Source organism: Psychrobacter proteolyticus, assembly GCF_038155145.1.
Taxonomy (GTDB): domain Bacteria; phylum Pseudomonadota; class Gammaproteobacteria; order Pseudomonadales; family Moraxellaceae; genus Psychrobacter; species Psychrobacter proteolyticus_B.
Genome location: NZ_JBAKAY010000002.1, coordinates 1 through 18,110, shown reverse-complemented (window position 1 = coordinate 18,110; position 18,110 = coordinate 1). Strand labels below are relative to the sequence as shown.

The following is an 18,110-nucleotide window of genomic DNA, read 5'->3' as shown; positions in this document are numbered from 1 at the left end:
CGAATGATAATTATTTACGTTAATAAGTTAAAGTAAACCCCGATATGGGGTGTTTGTTTATGGGGATCGTGGTAATTTGCACGCTGAAGGAATCGTGAATAATAAAATCATCGCGATGATCACCAGTATTTCTTGGATGGCGCTCGCCGTGCTGTTACTACTACCTGCTGCTAATAATTGCGCACCTCGACTGTCTATATAAATGGTGGACAGCGTGATAAATATGGTAGAGATAATGCGCCGACTGATGTTATTAAGGGCGGCTCCCTCAGTGACCGCGTCTTTAGGTAAGCTACTAAAACCAACCGTTGTGGTTGGCAGGTAAGCCAAACCTACCCCAATACCTCGCACACTCATAATTAGCATTAATAGCCAAAGCGTGGGCTGATACAAGCACCATGCCAGCATCAAGGTAGAAAGCGCACTAATTGCAATTCCTACGATGCCAATCCCTCTGGCACCTTGCTTATCTACCATCTTGCCAGCGTAATGAGTGGTGACACTGGCTACGAGCGTCGCGACCATCAGGACAATGCCTGTCCATAAGGCACTCTCACCCATCACATCTTGGATTAACACGGGCAATAGCAAGAGACACAACATCAAACCGACTGTTTGGCTAATGCTAATGATATTACTGTGCAAATAGGTCTTATTATTGAACAAGCGCACGTTCAATAACGGATGACGCTGACGCCGCTCGTATGCCCACCAAGCCATCGCGGACAGTAGAAATCCAATAGATAATAAACCCAACGTGGCTATCTTTAACAAGCCGTCACTGCTAAATAATCCACCAGTGAAGTCTATCTTCAGCGTGCTCAGCCAAACCATCATTGCAAGCAGCCAAATAAGCAAACTGACAAACCCGATGGTATCGAAAGGGCTTTTTTTATCATGTGAGCGTATGTCAGGTATTAACCACCACACCATCGCCATGACCGCCGCACTGAGTGGTAAGGTAATGGCAAACAGTGTCCACCACGCAAACTGCTCAACCAAATAAGCACCGACCAAAGGGCCAAACGCCAACGACATCATAATAACGATGCCCCATAGCGCCATTACTCTGCCGTGCTGTTTCTGCGGATAAATCTGATATAGCATACCAATAGATAGCGGAATGATCAGACCGCCACTCAGTCCTTGTATGGCTCTGGCAATGATGACAAAGCTCATACCATAGGCCAGCATGCCAATGACTGAGCCCAACATAAATCCAAGAATTGCCGCCAAATAAATATGTTTAAAAGGAAACTTTTTGTTTAGGTAGCCGCTGAGCATTAGCCCTATACTCATGGCCAAGACATAAGCATTTAGCACCCAGCCGCCCATCACGATATCGACATCAAACACCGACATAAAGACAGGAATAGCTGGATTGAGCGCGCTATTACTAAAGCTGACCACCGTACCGCCGAGCAGTAGTGTCAGTAACACCTGCTGTACCTGTTTGTCGGTAAAGCCATTACCACTACTATTCGAGGCTTCGTTTATAGATGACTCATTGGTAGATGCTTTATTTATAGGTGCTTTATTTATAGGGGCGTTGCTCATTAAGCAGTGGCACCATAAAAGCTGAGATACCCTCTAGATTCTAGAAACTCATCGCGATTGCAAAAATATAATGAGGCGGTTTTTTCTGGCATTTCAATCAAACGTTGTACGCGATAAGCGAAGCTATCAGCAATCCATTGGTACACCTCAACCTTACTATCCGGCTCGACTACGATTTTTTTGGCCTCAGTATGCTCAAATATAAACTTGCTGATCATCATTCCTGTTGGCTTGAGATAGCCTTTGCCAACCACTGCTGGATCACCAAGCAAAATATGCCACCCCATGTCCGTCTCTTTAGCTTTGTAATACTGAGACAACCGATCACGAGCCGTTTCATAAATCTCTGTATAGCCAATCGGCTTATCATCACAGAGTATGAGGTAGAGACGCTGATGATCATCGGCTAGCATTTTTTCAAAATGTGTTTTTAGCTGCGGCATCGGGAGATGGAGCTGCCACTGATCGACCACATGCTCAGCATGCATCCATTTATACAGCAATGGCATATCATCTGGGTAGCTGACAGGTCTCAACGCAAACGTCTTTTGATAAGCTTCAATGCTAAACGTATCGGGTAGGTTTTGGGTGATAGTCGGCATGACTTGCTCCTAGTTATTATTTTGCTATGTGGTTAATATTTTTTAATATCGTTTCTGTTCAATATAATGCTTATAAAACACTACGCGCCAAATTTTTGAAACACTTTTAAGGCATCGGTGTCGTAAGTCTGCCCACCTGTTAACTGGTTGATGATGCACCCTGCTCGATAAGCACCCAGCCCCAAGTCTGGTGCGCCAACGCCATGAGTATGAATCTCTTGGTTTTGTACAAAAATTTTGCCATCAGTCGCGATGTTTTTTTGATGCGTCAGCACATATTTCAGTGCATAGTCTCTATCAATGACTGGCTGATCAAACTCATCATGCGCTATGGTAGGCAGTATCGTGCTTAAACACTCAGGCAGACCGTAACGATAGCCTGTACCAGCAATCACACAATCATACTCAGCAGTAAAATCTTGATTCTGTTCACGCTGTTTAACTACCAGTTTTATGATGTCTGTTGGCTCTGGCGCTTCTAGCATTGTTGTCAGCGTTGCCTCAATTACTTCACAGTTAGACAGCAACGTCGAATACAAATCTTGATTGGTAATACTGCGCTCATAGAGACGATGATAAATATCACGTATGGTCTCAAAGCCCATGCCTTTATAGAGCAGGTCTTGCTTGGCAGTAACTTGAGGTTTGGTTGCTGAGTCTAAATCATAAAAGTAGTCTGTATACGCAGGGCTAAAATGCTCCAAACCTAATGGGGAGTACTCCATAGGGAAAAACCCTGCCGAGCGAGTCATCCAATCTAACTGAAACTTAGGGTCGTCATTAGCACTATCATCACCATCAAACTGCTGATCAAACAGCGTTCGATACACTTCTGCTGAAGATTGCCCAGACCCCAACACCAACACTTTGGTCAGCTTGTTGTCTGTCTTGGTGCTATTCAGATCAAGGCTACTAGCATTGAGGCTATCCAAGTCAAAATTATCTGCAAAATGGGCGGTGTGCATACAGCGGTTAGGCGCTTGTTTGGCAATATCTTGCAGCGATGGTGGTAGCGTGGCCTGTGTTCCTGTTCCTATGACCAGATTTTTAGCATGATAGGTGTTTTGTTTGCCTTGTTCAGAGACTGTCACTACAAACCCATCATTGCTATCGTCAAACGTTACGTCTATCACTGCCGCATCAAAATTCAGACTATCCAGCTGCCCTGCTACCCATTGGCAATAATGATTGTACTCTTTACGATAAATTTTAAACTCTTCTAAAAAGTAAAACTTGAGCAATCGGTACTGAGTATGCAAATAATTCAAAAAAGAATACGGACTGGTTGGGTCTATCAATGTCACCAAGTCTGCCATAAAAGGTACTTGTAGTGTGGTGTTTGGCAATATCATGCCTTTATGCCAATTAAACTCAGCTTTTTGCTCAAAAAACTTGGCGGTTACGTCGGTCTTTGTCAGTAATGCCGCCAAACTTAGATTAAACGGCCCTACGCCAATACCAATAATATCTAACACGGTCGCCCCTTAGTGATTTGGTAGTAGTGATTCGATAGTTACGTTAATTCTGCTGCTAATTCTTGTTGAACCCTAACTTTTATCGTGTGCTTATCTTTGCCGTTCCAATATGACGTGCTACGTCATCATAGGGTTTGGGATATCGACATAAATAGACTGGGTCTCAACAGGTGCGGTCAGCTCATCGAGTGCATAGAGTCTGGTGAGTAGATTGCCCTTAAACGGCAATGTAGGACTACGCAACAACAAGTCAAATAACGAACGATGTGGGTATTGTTGCTCTAACGCTATTAGACATGCTTTAAACGTCGTGATTAATGCCTCTTCACTCACAAGCTGGGTACGAGCAATGGCAGTGATAAGACCAAATATACTGTTGCCAACTAAATAATAGGCAAAGCGTGAGTCGGCAAAGTCTTCTGGAATGACGCACTCTCCTTCGCTAATCAGCTCGGGATAAGCGTCAATGAGCGGCATGGCATACTCTGCAATATAGCCAAAGCCTTGATTGTCTCTGGCCCAAAACTTAGTAGGATAGCCGTCTTTTAGCTCGATCAGACTGTTTTGCTGATGTACCTCAAAACCAATACCATGCTGATAATACATATGAATAAGCGGTATAAATCCAACTTGCAAATAAGTGTCAAACCACTGGATAGCCACCTGTTCTAGAGGTTCATCTGTCCGTTTATGGATGGACTTAAACAATGTCTCTAAGCGATTGGTGAGACGGGTTGGATGGTCTTGGCTTAAGCTGGCAAGATTGGTGACTTGCGTATCCTCTGTAAAAGGGTTGTCACGTAAGATACAAATGGTCTCATCAATGATTTTTCCATCCACACGTAAGGCAATCCAAGCAGGATCATTCAATACCGCAATCGTAGGATACTGGGTCTTGAGCTGAGTACCATAGTCGCTACGCCAGATTCGGCAGGCATGCATACCGCGTTTACATTCTTTGGGCAGGTTAATCCGCACCGAATTGGTGATTGCCACAGACAACGACAACTTGAACATCCAAGGCGCATCAAAGGCAGCCAGTGTGCGTACTGATGTCGTTGGATGCAGATGCCAACCAAGCTCACCCAAATCAAACAATTGACCACTCTCTAGCAGCTTTTGATACCAAGGTTGTTGCTGCAAAAACCTTGCTTGCCAAGGGTGTAATGGCAACAGCTTATAGTCAGGATGCTCATCCACAAGTTGCTGCTGATAGCCACTCATATCAGCTTGTAGCTTTGATTTGAGCGCTGTGGTAATGCTGTCGCCATCTACGAATTCTTCTGTAATACAGCTGGGGTGCACTAGCCAATAGTGCAACTGGGTTTTGCTACTGGTCTCGGGCGCATACTTCGCCCATTCGGCACCATAAAAGCCGGCACGGCCTTTAGGTGTAGGGTGCATAGCATGACCGTAAATAAGGTTTTGTTCGGTCTGAATAAAGTCTTGCTGATAGTCAACGATGTCATCAATCTCATCATTGCGATGCTCTAAAATAATCTGCAGCCCCTCATAACTCTCAATCCAGCGCTTTAATACACCATTGGCATCTAGCGTCGCTTTGTCTTTATAACGATGCACGATGTCTTCAATAATCAAAGACGCTAGGCTCATAGCAGAGGATTTTATCCATCGGCTATTTTGTAAAGGGTCGTCCAGTTGCGTGTCTAATGTTGAGTCTGATCGTATGCTGACCTGCTTATTCAATATAAGCGGCGTGCCTGCCAAACGGTGCTGACCCAATTGGCTCACGCTATCGACAGGTACGACCATTACCGTGTTCGAAGGCAATAGCATTAGCACTAATAGAGGCTTGTTTTGTGAGGCCTGCTTCTGTATATCATCCTGCTGCTCTACGGCAATAATATCGCCGCGCCCAGTTTCAAAACAGTAAGCATTGATTAGATTTTGTAGTGTAAGTCGATCAAGCGTTTTATGCTGCATCATGTTATTTCTTCCCATCAACGTTCAGGTTGTCAGAATTGAGTCGGTTAAAACCAGCAATAGCCATCTGCTCAATGGTGTCTGCAATATCATTGATTTGGGTATTGGGATTTAGAATGGTGAATTTAAGGCAAAGGCGCTGCTTAAACTGGGTGGTGGCCACATTGGCAATATTATTAACCAATAACGCTTGCGCAATGTGACGATTGAGCTGTGCGAGTTGCTCATCAGATAACGCGGTATCTTTGGGTGTAAAGTAAAACAAGACACTGCTGATAATAGGCTCATGTACCAGTACAAAACTTTCATTTGCATCAATCAGCTTTGCCGCCTGCTTAGCAGTATCGAGACAGCTATCAATCAAGGCTGCATAGTTATCCGTTCCCAGTAAGTCCAGCGCCATCCACAGCTTTAAGGCATCGAAACGGCGTGTGGTCTGCAAAGAGTACGTGACTAAATTTAAGATATTGTCCTGTTCGTCATCAGCAGAGTTTAAATACTCACTATGATGGCGAATACTCTCGAAATTTTGATTGTCTCGTAAGAGAAAAGCACCGCAGCTGATCGGCAAGAAGAAATGCTTGTGAAAATCTAGAGTGATAGAATCAGCCTGATTCAGACCGTCAATCAAGTGTCGATAGCGCTGTGACAATAGCAATGCCCCGCCCCATGCTGCATCGACATGTAACCATATCTGTGCATCACGGCAAATTTTGCCAATAGACATTAGAGGATCAATAGCACCCAAATCCGTTGTGCCAGCGGTTGCGATGATGGCCATCACATTGCCAGCGCCTAGACGATCTATCTGATGCTGTAAGTCAGACATCAGCATGGCACCTGATGCATCAGTCGCTACTTTAATGACGGAACGTTGGCCTAGACCTAGTAGTGCCGCATTTTTTTCGATAGAAAAGTGCGCTTGGTCTGAGCATAGAATACTGCTAAGCTGACCCATCAGGCCATCCTTTTGCACATCAACACCCTTAGCCTTATAGAATTGATTGCGTGCTAGCAGTAGACCCATCAGATTACTTTGCGTACCGCCACTGGTAAAGACGCCACCAGCATTACTTCCTGTTTGATTGTCAGAGATGTCATTAAATTGACAACGTTGACACAGCCAATGGATTAAGTCTTTTTCAATATAGGTCGCGGCTGGGCTTTGATTCCACGAGTCCATACTTTGGTTAGTGGCCGCGATAATCATCTCGGCAACCTGTCCGATGACCAATGTGGGTGGATGCAAATGAGCTAAGCAATTCGCATTGGCCGTCGACACACAACTGGGTAAAAACTTACTTTTAATATCAGCGAGTATCGTGTCGATGTCTCGGCCTTGCTCATGGATGCTAAAAGTATTGGTCGCTTGTACTTGTTGCGGTGTGCCGCCCAAATACACGTTATTGTCGTCTAGCCACTGTTTGATGACAGCGCTGGTTTTTTGCATATGCGTGACATATTGTTCACTGGTTTGCTGGTTTAATAAATGCAAAATGTCCTCACCCGTCCTATTCCACGATTGTATAAATCGAAAATAAGTGACTTATTATTAGAGTCGTTATCAGAGTTTTTTTATAAATGTGTGAATCATGCTAAGGCGCTGGCAATACTATTGATTGTCTTCTAGCGCCATATCAAGCCTTTGCAAGACTTGCTGCAGCTCATCTTTGGTTATATTGAGGGGCGGCAATAATCGCAGTACTGTGCCACCGCGCCCGCCCTTTTCAATCACCAAACCATGTTTAAAACACGCTTGTTGGATTTTGGCAGCCATATCACTATCTGCTGGATAGCTACCGTCATTTTGCTTAGGTAGGCTGGGGTTGATAATTTCTATACCAATCATGAGACCACGTCCTCTGACTTGGCCCATTTTTGGATAGCGCTGTTGGCGTATTTTTAGCTGCGCCATGAACCATGCGCCTATTTCTAAAACATAGTCAGCAACGTTGTTATCTTTTAAGTAATTAAGGGTGGCAAGGCCAGTTGCCATGGCTAATTGATTGCCTCTAAATGTGCCAGAATGATTGCCTGCTTGCCATACATCGTATTGTTTTTTGATACCCAATACCGCAAGTGGCAGACCACCACCGATTGCTTTTGACATCACAATCATGTCGGGATCAATATCCGCATATTGATAAGCGAACCAACGTCCTGTACGGCAGAATCCTGTTTGTACTTCATCGATAATCAGCATGATTCCTAGCTCTTTTGTCACTCGGCGCACATGCTTCAGCCACTCTATTGGCGCAGGATTAACACCACCTTCCCCTTGTATGACTTCTAAAATGACTGCGGCTGGTTTTACCACACCGCTCTCTACATCTTTTAGGAAGCTTTCAAAGTAGCTCATATGGGCATGAATGCTTTGCTCAAAAGGCAAGCCAAACGCGCAGCGATACATATTGGGATAAGGTAAGAACTGCACCGAGCTCATCAAGCCTTCGATGCCTTGCTTAGGTGCCAAGTTCCCTGTCACAGCCAGCGCGCCATGTGTCATGCCATGATAGCCACCGCTAAAGCTGACAACACCTGAACGACCAGTGACTTGCTTGGCCAATTTAATAGCCGCTTCTACCGCATCAGCGCCTGTCGGCCCGCAAAACTGTAAGCAATATTTATCGCTATTGGTCGCAAGCAACTTATACATGAATTCGCTAAATTTGTCCTTTAACGGTGTGGTGATGTCCAATGTATGCAAAGGTACATCGCTGTCTAATAGCGCTTTAATGCTTTCTATGACTACGGGATGATTGTGCCCAAGCGCTAACGTTCCAGCACCAGATAGGCAATCGATATACTTATTACCTTCCACATCGGTAATCCAAGCGCCTTTAGCTGATTGAATCGCAAAGGGCAGCTTACGTGGATAACTACGAACCTTCGATTCAAATTGTTCTTGACGATTTAAGTAGCATTCGTTATCACGTGATTCGTCTAATAAGATCGTGTCCATAGCTTCAGCCTTGTTATTGTCAGTAGTTTTGGATAAACATTCGAAAGTAAGTTTTGACGCTTACCCCTTGAAATATCGCTCATTTATATTGAATGATAATGTAAATGATAATCATTATTATTAATGAGGCGTAGTATCTACTACCAACAACTGACTGTCAACCCAGTTTGCGAATTTTCTGTTGATAAAAATGACAAAGATAGCAGCTAGCGTGAATCCAAGAACGACGAATCAAGAGCGATTAATTAGGAGCAATGCAGGCTACTACAAACTGTCGACTAATCAATGACACACAGCTACCAAGCACAGATAGCTCTAGACTATCTGTGTTCACTTTTATCGTTAGTTAAGAACTATCTAAAAACAGCGGCTATCTATTTGCTGAGGCTGGCACCTTACGAATGAGCCATAAGAAGTAGCCACCACCGATAATAGCTGCAATCGTACCAGCGGGTAGCTCATAAGGGAAAATAACATAACGGCCAATCCAATCCGCTATCACCATCACCCCTGCCCCTAAGAGTGCAGCTAGTGGCAATTGCCGTTCAAGCTTTACAGCACCCAATGAAGTAGCTAAGTGAGGCACCATCAAACCAATAAAGCTCAATGGGCCAACGGCAAGCGTACTGGCTGTGCTAAGCGCTGCTACTAGTGCCAGTAGTGACAAGGTAACGGGCGTAACTGCCACACCTAGATTACGTGCTACCCCTGTGCCTAAGCCAAGGACACGCAAAGGCTTAATCAGCAATAGACTGAATATAAATAAGATAGCGGCAATACCAATGAGATACCATACTGTACTGGGCTGAGCGCTATAAGTTGTCCCTGACAGCCAGCTGAGCATCGCTTCTAGACGCGGATCTCCTGAGAGCTTGACCATATGCATCACCCCATCCATCATGGCGGCAATACCTATGCCTACTAACAATAAATAACCTGAGCTGACTCTACGTGCCAGCCAAATAATCAATAGCAGCACTGCCATTGCCCCTGACAGTCCTGAAACCAGCAACGTCCCTGCTCCCGCAGATAGTCCTAAACTTGGTAATAATAAAAACCCTAAAATAACCCCCAATGCCGCGCCTGAACTGACACCCAATACCTCAGGACTGGCCATGGGGTTACGCGTTAAGGTTTGCAGTAGCACACCGGCGACCGCCAACATCAAGCCTGTGGCCGCAGCGCTCAAACTGCGAGGTAAGCGGTACTGCTGCGTAAGCGCCCAGTCCGTACTTAGCCCCCAACCATTGATGTCTTGTACCAAAAGACAAGCCAGCATGATGATAGCGAGTACACCAACGCCCCATCGCCAAAAGGAAATGGATGTATGTTTACCCGCAAGCATCGGCGTCACTGTCTCTATCCGCGCACGGCGCTGACGTAAAATTAGCCAAATAATTAACGGTGCACCCAAGATACCTGTCATGGCACCCGCTGGAATCTGCATATCAAGTATTGGCTCAAGCAGTAACGCAACATTGCTGGTCAATAATAAAAGCAGTGCTCCTAAACCAAAGGCAGTAGCCAAACGCTTACCAATCGCAGAGATGCCCAGCGCATTGACCAAACTTGCTGCACCAAGACCAATAAAACCAATTAAGCCAACTTCACTAATCACTAGAGCAGTCACAACGGCGACAACCAGCACAACAAGTGCGCGAATCCCATTAATAGGCACACCCAGACGTTTGGCCTGCGTGTCATCTAGGCTCATCAGCGTCAATGGCTTCAATAATGGCAGACATACGACAGCCATCAAAATAGCAGTGATGACTAGCGTGATACTGGTATGCCAGCTGTTTTGTGCCAAAAACCCAGCCGCCCACGACAGCATGCCATTGCTACGCTCAGCAAAAAACAGTATTAGAACATTGGCTACTGCGGCCAGCAAAATATTGATGACCAAACCGGCCAATATCAAAATTAATGGATTGAATCGACTGGGTACTGACAAGGCAAATACCAGACCCATACTAATGATAGCCCCCACAAAGGCCACGTAAATTCCGCCATAAATAGCCAAGCTTGGCAAAAATAACGTGACAATAAGCATGGCCAACTGTGCACCCACGCCCACACCTAGCGTCGTATCGGATGCTAAGGGATTTTTTACCAATTGCTGCAGTAAAATACTGACCACGCCTAATAACCCGCCAGCCAATAACGCCACTACGCTGGTCGCCACGATATGTAGCTGTATCGCCATACTGGCAATATCCAATTGCGAGCTTGGTATAAGCAAGTCACGAAGTGGGTGCGTCCACTGCTGATCTATCAGTACCCAACTACTCCATAACGACAAAGCCGCTAGTCCGATGAGCATGGCCCACAGTCGCCAAGACAAATTGGCAAATAAAGAAGTCTGTGGTTTGAGTTGGTTCGGTGGCTGATTCAGTGGTGATGATGACTGTTTCAATGATTGCGACGATGATAACGTTGATGAAGGTTTTGAAACCGTTGCTGCTTGAGAGGCTAATGTCATCGTATAAGCACTGTCGTTATGAGAACTGTCGGTGTGGTTATTGATATGATTGTTTTGGTTTTTGTGAGTGTCTACATTGGCGCTCATAGTACTTCCCCGCCTTTTAATGAAACTTCTGACAAGTTATCTGCTAGGCTAACCAATGATGACATCCCGCCATAAATCCATACTGGTGGTAGCTCTCCCACACAGCGGGTATTGCCATAACCTAAACGCTGCCAAATCAAGCTATCCTCAATTTCAGCTCTAGTAATTGGGCTTAGTGGATCGATAATTAATAGACAAGTCTCATCATCTAATTGCGCCAAATCTCCCATTCGTATTGGCACAAACCCCCACTGATTGCCCTTGCCCAATACCACAAGCTCTCTATCCATCTGCTCTAGCGCAGGCTGAAATAAGCTGTTTGCCACATACATACGCATGTTATTAGCATCCGCAAACTGTACCACTGCGAATTTCTTGGCTTTTGGATAACGCTCCTTGAATTGCTGACTGGCGAGCTGTATGTCTTTCTGACTTTGTACAATATAGTCTTCAGCCATCTTCGGGTTATCAATCAGTACGCCAAGCTCCCGCGTCGGTTCGGTATAGTCAGCCCACGTTGCTGTCTCTCCTTTTGCCGCAGACATTACAGATTCCGCAGGCACATCGCCATATAAATTACGCGCATGCTCATAAAAATAATTATCTATGACCATATCGACAGGCAGTTGGGCGATTAGCTCAGCATTGGGCTGATAACGGATGCCTAAGTCTGTGATCGATGTTGGCAGTTTGGGACTACCCACCCATCTATCCCAAACCCTGACATCACCTGTCGCAATTGGTGCATGCCCCATCGCCGTCAAAGTCGCTGCATTACCCCAGTCAGGAGACACGATATTCATCCTATCGCTATGACTGTTTTCTGCTTCTGAGGTAGCAGTTTTTTGCGTGGATGTCTGACTATTACAGGCGGTCAATACCAAGCACAATGTGAGGGCGAACCATTTTAGTGTTGTCATTACTGATACTGACGTAACTATTGGATGTTTTGATAATTTATCTGTATAAAAAACGGGAGGCATAGAAGCGTATCTTTGTAGGCGAATTAAAAAGAAGGAGCAGAAACCAGACGTTAAGCGACTGCGACAGGCTGTCCAGTAATAGGATGACTGAGCAGCTGCATATCGACATTAAAGATATCGTGTAGCACGGTAGGTTGCATGGTACTGGCGATATCGCCGTTGTGACATATTTGGCCATTTTTCAGCGCAATGACTCGATCGGCATATTGCGCGGCCAGATTAATATCATGGATAATAATTACCACGCTTAATCCTTGCTCATCCACCAAACGACGAATGAGCTGAATGACCTCGATTTGATAGTGCATATCAAGCGCAGCAAGTGGCTCATCGAGCAATAGATAACGGGTATCCTGTGCCAGACACATCGCGAGCCAAGCACGAGCGCGCTCACCACCTGATAGTGTGGCAGTGATGCGATCAGCAAACGCTTCGGTTTGAGTCACTTTCAATGCTTGCGCGACTTTGTCTTTATCTATTTGGGTTGGCTTTTGCAACCATTTTTGATGGGGATAGCGCCCTAGCATGACCAGCTCACGCACTGTGAATCCAGCAGCTTCTGGCAATTGCTGCGGCAGATATGCCATTTGCCGCGCTAACTCCTTACTGCCGTAGTCATTGATACTGTGCTCATCCAATGTGACATTGCCGCTACTACTTGCCATCTCACCTGCTAGCGCTTTGATCAGGGTCGACTTACCAGACCCATTATGCCCAACCAGAGCCACCAGCTGATTGGTGTCAATCTCACAAGTCACGTTGTCTAATAGAGTATTTCCTTGACGGCTGATAGTCAGCTGGTTTGCACGTAGCATATAAGCACTCATTGTTGATAAAAATAATATGTCATAAAAATGATGGTTTATCGGCCATCGGTTATAGACCGATTTTTGATGATCAAACCACAATAAAAATTGATTTTACTCGTAAATGATAACAAAAACAATTATCATTAACTATAAACTCATTCACTTTAATTTCAACGCTCTGTTGATTGCGAGTATTTATATGACCAACCTTCTTTTAGCTACTACAGAAAGCACTGATAACCAAAACAGCCAATACACTCCCCTAAACGACCCTGAAATAGCAGGTGTGGTCGCTCATATTAATGAAGAGCACCTCGACGAACTGCTTGGATTCTTGAATGCATTCACTTCATTATCTACAGCCGACTTGGATCTGGTCGATGCGCAAATAACTGATATTTATGCTGAAGGTATTGCCATACAAACTCATCCAAAAGGCTCAGAGAATCAACTGGATGACGCTCAAAATAGCTCGCTTTATGACCAGACTTTCTTTATTGCTTTTGCCGCCCCAATCTCCCAGCTTGATGACTTGCAAGCTCAATATATCTTGCTAAAACAAAGAGCAGATAAAAAGCTAGGCAAAAAAACAATCAAACTGACCAAGCAAGTATTTGAGGTACAAAACAGTTATAGAGTCAGCAAAAATATGCTGCGCCTTGAATTGAGCATGCCGTCATTAAGCGATACCCCATTAAATAAGGCCGCTCAGTTGAGTAATGATAAGGGCGCAAAAAACTCCACGTTAGTACCTACCAACGAAGCGGGTTACGCGTACTTGTTTGATTTAGAGCACAATGCAACAACGAGTGCATTGATGGCTGACAGCACTGATGGCAATAAAGCTAGTGACTATAAAACTAATGGTAGCGAGAAGGAGAACGTACGCCCTACTCGTCCTCACTGCTATTACACTTTGAGAAAAGCATGGCAAGCTGATGATAGAATACGAGCATGGGTCGATGTTTTTTTACATGGGGATACGCCAGGCGGCAACTGGGCAGCAGCACTCCAAGCAGGCGAGACCGTCGTCACAAAACGAGAGTTTCCAGAAAAGGTAGAGCACTTACGAGACGGTCAAGCGGTACTGATTGTCGATGAGACATCAATGCCAACGGCAGCACGATTGCTAGAGCTATGGAACAACTCTACGCCACCATTGGTCATTTGTGTGACGCAAGATGCAGGCGATCAAAGCTACCTCGATACGGTAAAAATGCGCAGTGGCCTTGATTGCGAAACTGAAAGCCGAAAGGATGATCATTTTACCGTACTGCCTATAGTAACCAATCAGGCGAACTCGGGAGCAGAGTTAGCCACGCTAATCGACAGTAAATTGGGTAATTATTTGACTGACAACCCTCTACAGATTGATAAAGTTTGGGGAGCGCTAGAAGCGAATACTGCCAAAGCATTGCGCCCCTTGCTAAAGGACCGACTTGAGCTAAGTCGTACTGATGTCGTGGTAAAGGTTTACTGGCGTCACGATTAGTTTGCACAAAAAACGCTCCCTTTTGGGAGCGTTTTTTTACGATTCAACTATTACTTTTAGATAATATTGTCATCTATAGCGGTTTGAATGTATAGACTCGCCGTATTACCACTATCTTGGTACAAATCATAACCTGCCTGATCAGAAGTAGCTGCCTTAGTCATATCAGATACATTAACAGTATCAACGCTATCGCCCTTGATGAACAGCTGATTATTGCCATCAGTTATGTCAACAACATCACTGAGACTTATACTGAGCGTTTGAGCAGTGTCGTTAGTCAAATTAATAGTTTCGAAATTAACAACTTGACTCATATCAGTACTAGCAATAATATTTGTGTCATTAATTAACAACGTATCATTGTCTAGACTTCCATCCGAGTTTTCACCGCCATCTATTGAAACATCATTTCTATCAAATATCAAAATATCATTGCCATCACTGCCTGATAAGATATCTGCACCGCTCAACCCTACTAGAGTATCATCTCCTGCCCCACCCTCTAGCGTTTCAGCTTGGTTAGTACCTACTAGATAGTCATTATCAGCAGTCGTTCGTGAAGGAATATCATCTATTGAGTCTGGGCTTTGCGGTGTCGCATATTCATTGTAGTTCAACGTAACCGTTGAGCTAGCTGTATCACCATCAGAATCTTGATACTCAAATGAAAATACGTCTATATCGTCCACACCTGCTGTGACAATATTAGCAATGTTTTCCGCGGTATTAAACTTATAGCTACCATCAGCATAGCCAACGAACACACCATAATCGGTCCGGAATTCATAGTTAGTTGTATCACCGTCTGTGTCAATCACTTCAATCGTTGTGTCACTATCTGTGGTTGATACGCCTGACCAGATGATACCAGTACTACTCGTAGTGAGATAATCAACAGCATCACCACCAACAGCCACTTTACCTTCAATAACGACGTTGTTATCTAGTACAGGCAATAGATTGAGCGGCGTAAGTTTACCTATAAGATCATAGGTATTCTCTTGGCCTTCTAAACTGTTTACCACAAAAGTATTTTCGTCATCTAGAGCTGGGTTGTAATCATCTAAAGCGAAGTCAGTATCGACAATGTTATCACCATCACTGTCGTATTTATCAATAATACCGTCGCCATTGGTATCTTCAGCGCGTCTGCCATTCGTACTAAAGACAACATAGTCGAGATTACCAGCAGCATCTAGAACAGTATCAATGATGTTATCACCATCAAAATCAATGCCATCTGATACTAAGTTCCTATCTAGATCCATATAAGCAAAATTACTGTTACCGATAACGGTATATCTATAACCACCTGTCGTATTGCCTACATATTGTGCGTCGCCTACATCTCCTATAGTACCATTACCATTCAAATCATAGTAACTGACACCTGCTGCTGAGTTTGTATTAGCGAACCCATTAATTAACTTACCAAGAGTAGAATAATTTGACTGATCTATTAATCCGTCACCATTATCATCGGTGCCATTATTATTTTGATATGCCTTCAAAAACGTTTTATTTCTGTCAGAATCAATAATAACAAGAGGGTCTTGATTGACAAAAGTTAAGTCGAGTTGGTACTGCTGACCGGCAATATCTATAATCTGCGTCGCATCTGGTATGACAATAAAATCACTCTGGACATAATCATCGTCATAATTTGCAGGATCTAATCCATATGTAGCAGCCGTCGCATTGTTAGGCGTCTCATTATGCTGCATATCGTACTCAACAGCGACTGACTCAGAGTTACCATTTACATCAACGTTGAAATTTAGATCTAGCTCGGTCTCCAGTAACGTACCACCATCTCCAAAGACACCAAAGTTAATGTGAGAGAAATCACCTAAGTCAATATTGCTCTCAAACTTGATTTCTTCACCTGCACCTTGATAATCAATATTTTCGTAAGTGGTATATCCTGCAGGAGATGTTCCGTTTGCAGGTCTACCCCAATAAATGGCTTCGTCGAGCGCATCTACGTAAAGATTGCCATCTGCCGCCTGATATGTGGCATCTTGCTCTGCAGTTAAGACACCAACCGTACCACCATAGTCACGCAGTGGGATCGTATCGCCGCTACTTCCAGCTGCCGTGTTAAAACTGCCAGCAACTAAATAAGAAGGTTCATCAACTGTGACAGGACGTGTAGGATCAGTAAATAACGAGTCAGTAAATCCTGTTTGTAGATCGGTAATGGTGACAGTCTCTTGTTGAACATCAATGTTCCAAACCACTGGCTGAGGCGCAGGAGAATCATCTTCGATGATGGCCAACAGCTCATCCGATGTGGCTAATGGATTTGTAGCAGAAGAATCTTCGTATACTTCAATACCAAAATCAACCGACAGGATACCTTCGATGTCGTCACCTTGAGTATGATCTACAGGTGCACCCAACGTGACATTGTATCCAAATTGATAGCCATCAGTAATTGCTTCTTTATTACCGTTTAAAGCTATGGTTAGTACATTTTGAGTTTGAGAGGCACCCAAGCTATCAGTATATTCATACTCACCAACAATATCACCTGTACTTGAATCAATCCTGAAAACAACAGGATTGCCTTGACTGGTCAGGCCATTATCAGTTGCTGGTAGCACAAAGTTCACAACCGCGTTTGAAAGGTCTGTATCTGTATCGGTTACTCGAATCCAATTACCATCAGTATCCGTTACTGAATCAGTGGTATCAAGCGTTGAATCTGGATCACTATCTGGGTTTCCTCCTTCTAACCCTTCTTCAGAAACACGACCTGGCGGCTCAACTTCAATTCTAGTTAACTGGTCGTAGTCAATAGTGACAGTTGCTTCATTAGACAATAGACCAGTTGTATCTTCAATTGTGTAACTGATTGGCGTTGGGTTATCGGTAAAGCCGGCTTCTGGGGTGAAGGTGATGTCGCCTGTGGCAGTATCAACACTCCATTCGCCTTCGCCTGCCACAACAACCGATTTGCCGTCAGCGGCGATGGTGCCACCTGCTGGTGAGGCGGTGATGATGACCGTCGTTGGGTCTAGATCGCCTTCTACATCTGTATCGTTACTGACCACAGCAACAGTAATAGCATCGCCAAGCACTTGGTCTAACTTTTCATCATCCACTGCTACTGGTGCGGTTTGCGGATAATCCACCGTTATGGTTGCCGGGTCAGCCTGCAAACCTGTTGTGTCAGAAACTACATACTCAACTGGTGTTGGATCATCGGTAAACCCTATTTCTGGCGTGAAAGCAACTTCGCCAGTGATTGGATCAACAACCCATTCACCTTCGCCAGTAACCGTTAATGTCGTGACTTCTGAACCATCAGCTGGATCAAGTAGTTTAACAGTGGTTGGGTCGATGTCGTTTTCAGGGTCGGTATCGTTGTCTAATACGTCTACTAATACAGCCGCACCCGAAACTCCTGTCTGATTGTCATCAACAGCATCTGGTACAGTTTGTGGGTAGTCCACCGTTATGGTCGCTGGGTCAGCCTGTAAACCTGTTGTGTCAGAAACCACATACTCAACTGATGTTGGATCATCGGTAAAGCCTGCTTCTGGCGTAAAGGTAACTTCGCCAGTGATTGGATCAACACTCCATACGCCTTCGCCAGTAACCGTTAATGTCGTGACTTCTGAACCATCAGCTGGATCAAGTAGTTTAACAGTGGTTGGGTCTAGATCATTTTCAGGATCGCTGTCGTTACCAACCACGTCTACCACAACA

11 protein-coding genes are annotated in these 18,110 nt (G+C 44.5%); 1 reads left to right on the top strand and 10 read right to left on the bottom strand.

Annotation, left to right across the window (positions count from 1 at the left end):
* Positions 1 to 57 precede the first annotated feature (57 nt).
* The 9 genes from V6252_RS02610 to V6252_RS02570 all read right to left on the bottom strand — a co-directional run bounded on the left by V6252_RS02610 (position 58) and on the right by V6252_RS02570 (position 12,907).
* Positions 58 to 1,557, bottom strand: a complete 1,500-nt coding sequence (locus V6252_RS02610; RefSeq protein WP_341609169.1) for an MFS transporter — start codon at positions 1,555 to 1,557, stop codon at positions 58 to 60.
* On the bottom strand, positions 1,557 to 2,159 hold the full coding sequence (locus tag V6252_RS02605) for a GNAT family N-acetyltransferase (protein WP_341609168.1): 603 nt from the start codon (positions 2,157 to 2,159) through the stop codon (positions 1,557 to 1,559). The genes V6252_RS02610 and V6252_RS02605 overlap by 1 nt, the downstream gene beginning before the upstream one ends.
* Positions 2,160 to 2,239: 80 nt before the next feature.
* Positions 2,240 to 3,634 carry a lysine N(6)-hydroxylase/L-ornithine N(5)-oxygenase family protein gene (locus V6252_RS02600; protein WP_341609167.1) on the bottom strand — a complete coding sequence of 465 codons (1,395 nt, stop codon included), beginning with the start codon at positions 3,632 to 3,634 and terminating at the stop codon, positions 2,240 to 2,242.
* 117 nt (positions 3,635 to 3,751) lie between these two features.
* Positions 3,752 to 5,581: an IucA/IucC family protein gene (locus tag V6252_RS02595; RefSeq protein ID WP_341609166.1), complete on the bottom strand. Its 1,830-nt coding sequence runs from the start codon at positions 5,579 to 5,581 to the stop codon at positions 3,752 to 3,754.
* Position 5,582: 1 nt separating this feature from the next.
* Positions 5,583 to 7,073: an aspartate aminotransferase family protein gene (locus V6252_RS02590; protein ID WP_341609165.1), complete on the bottom strand. Its 1,491-nt coding sequence runs from the start codon at positions 7,071 to 7,073 to the stop codon at positions 5,583 to 5,585.
* A gap of 117 nt (positions 7,074 to 7,190) precedes the next feature.
* Positions 7,191 to 8,540, bottom strand: a complete 1,350-nt coding sequence (locus V6252_RS02585; protein WP_341609164.1) for a diaminobutyrate--2-oxoglutarate transaminase family protein — start codon at positions 8,538 to 8,540, stop codon at positions 7,191 to 7,193.
* Positions 8,541 to 8,910: 370 nt separating this feature from the next.
* Positions 8,911 to 11,109 carry a Fe(3+)-hydroxamate ABC transporter permease FhuB gene (gene fhuB, locus V6252_RS02580; protein WP_341609163.1) on the bottom strand — a complete coding sequence of 733 codons (2,199 nt, stop codon included), beginning with the start codon at positions 11,107 to 11,109 and terminating at the stop codon, positions 8,911 to 8,913.
* Positions 11,106 to 12,029: an ABC transporter substrate-binding protein gene (locus tag V6252_RS02575; RefSeq protein ID WP_341609162.1), complete on the bottom strand. Its 924-nt coding sequence runs from the start codon at positions 12,027 to 12,029 to the stop codon at positions 11,106 to 11,108. Before V6252_RS02575 ends, fhuB begins: the two co-directional genes overlap by 4 nt.
* Before the next feature lie 113 nt (positions 12,030 to 12,142).
* Positions 12,143 to 12,907, bottom strand: a complete 765-nt coding sequence (locus V6252_RS02570) for an ABC transporter ATP-binding protein (protein ID WP_101205244.1) — start codon at positions 12,905 to 12,907, stop codon at positions 12,143 to 12,145.
* Between the two features lie 193 nt (positions 12,908 to 13,100).
* Here V6252_RS02570 and V6252_RS02565 point away from each other — a divergent pair, with 193 nt between their 5' ends.
* A complete protein-coding gene (locus V6252_RS02565) occupies positions 13,101 to 14,393 on the top strand; it encodes an SIP domain-containing protein (RefSeq protein ID WP_341609161.1) in 1,293 nt (430 codons plus the stop codon).
* Positions 14,394 to 14,449: 56 nt separating this feature from the next.
* Here the strand turns inward: V6252_RS02565 and V6252_RS02560 are convergent.
* Positions 14,450 to 18,110: Ig-like domain-containing protein (locus V6252_RS02560; RefSeq protein WP_341609160.1), on the bottom strand; the 3,661-nt coding region annotated here is incomplete at its 5' end.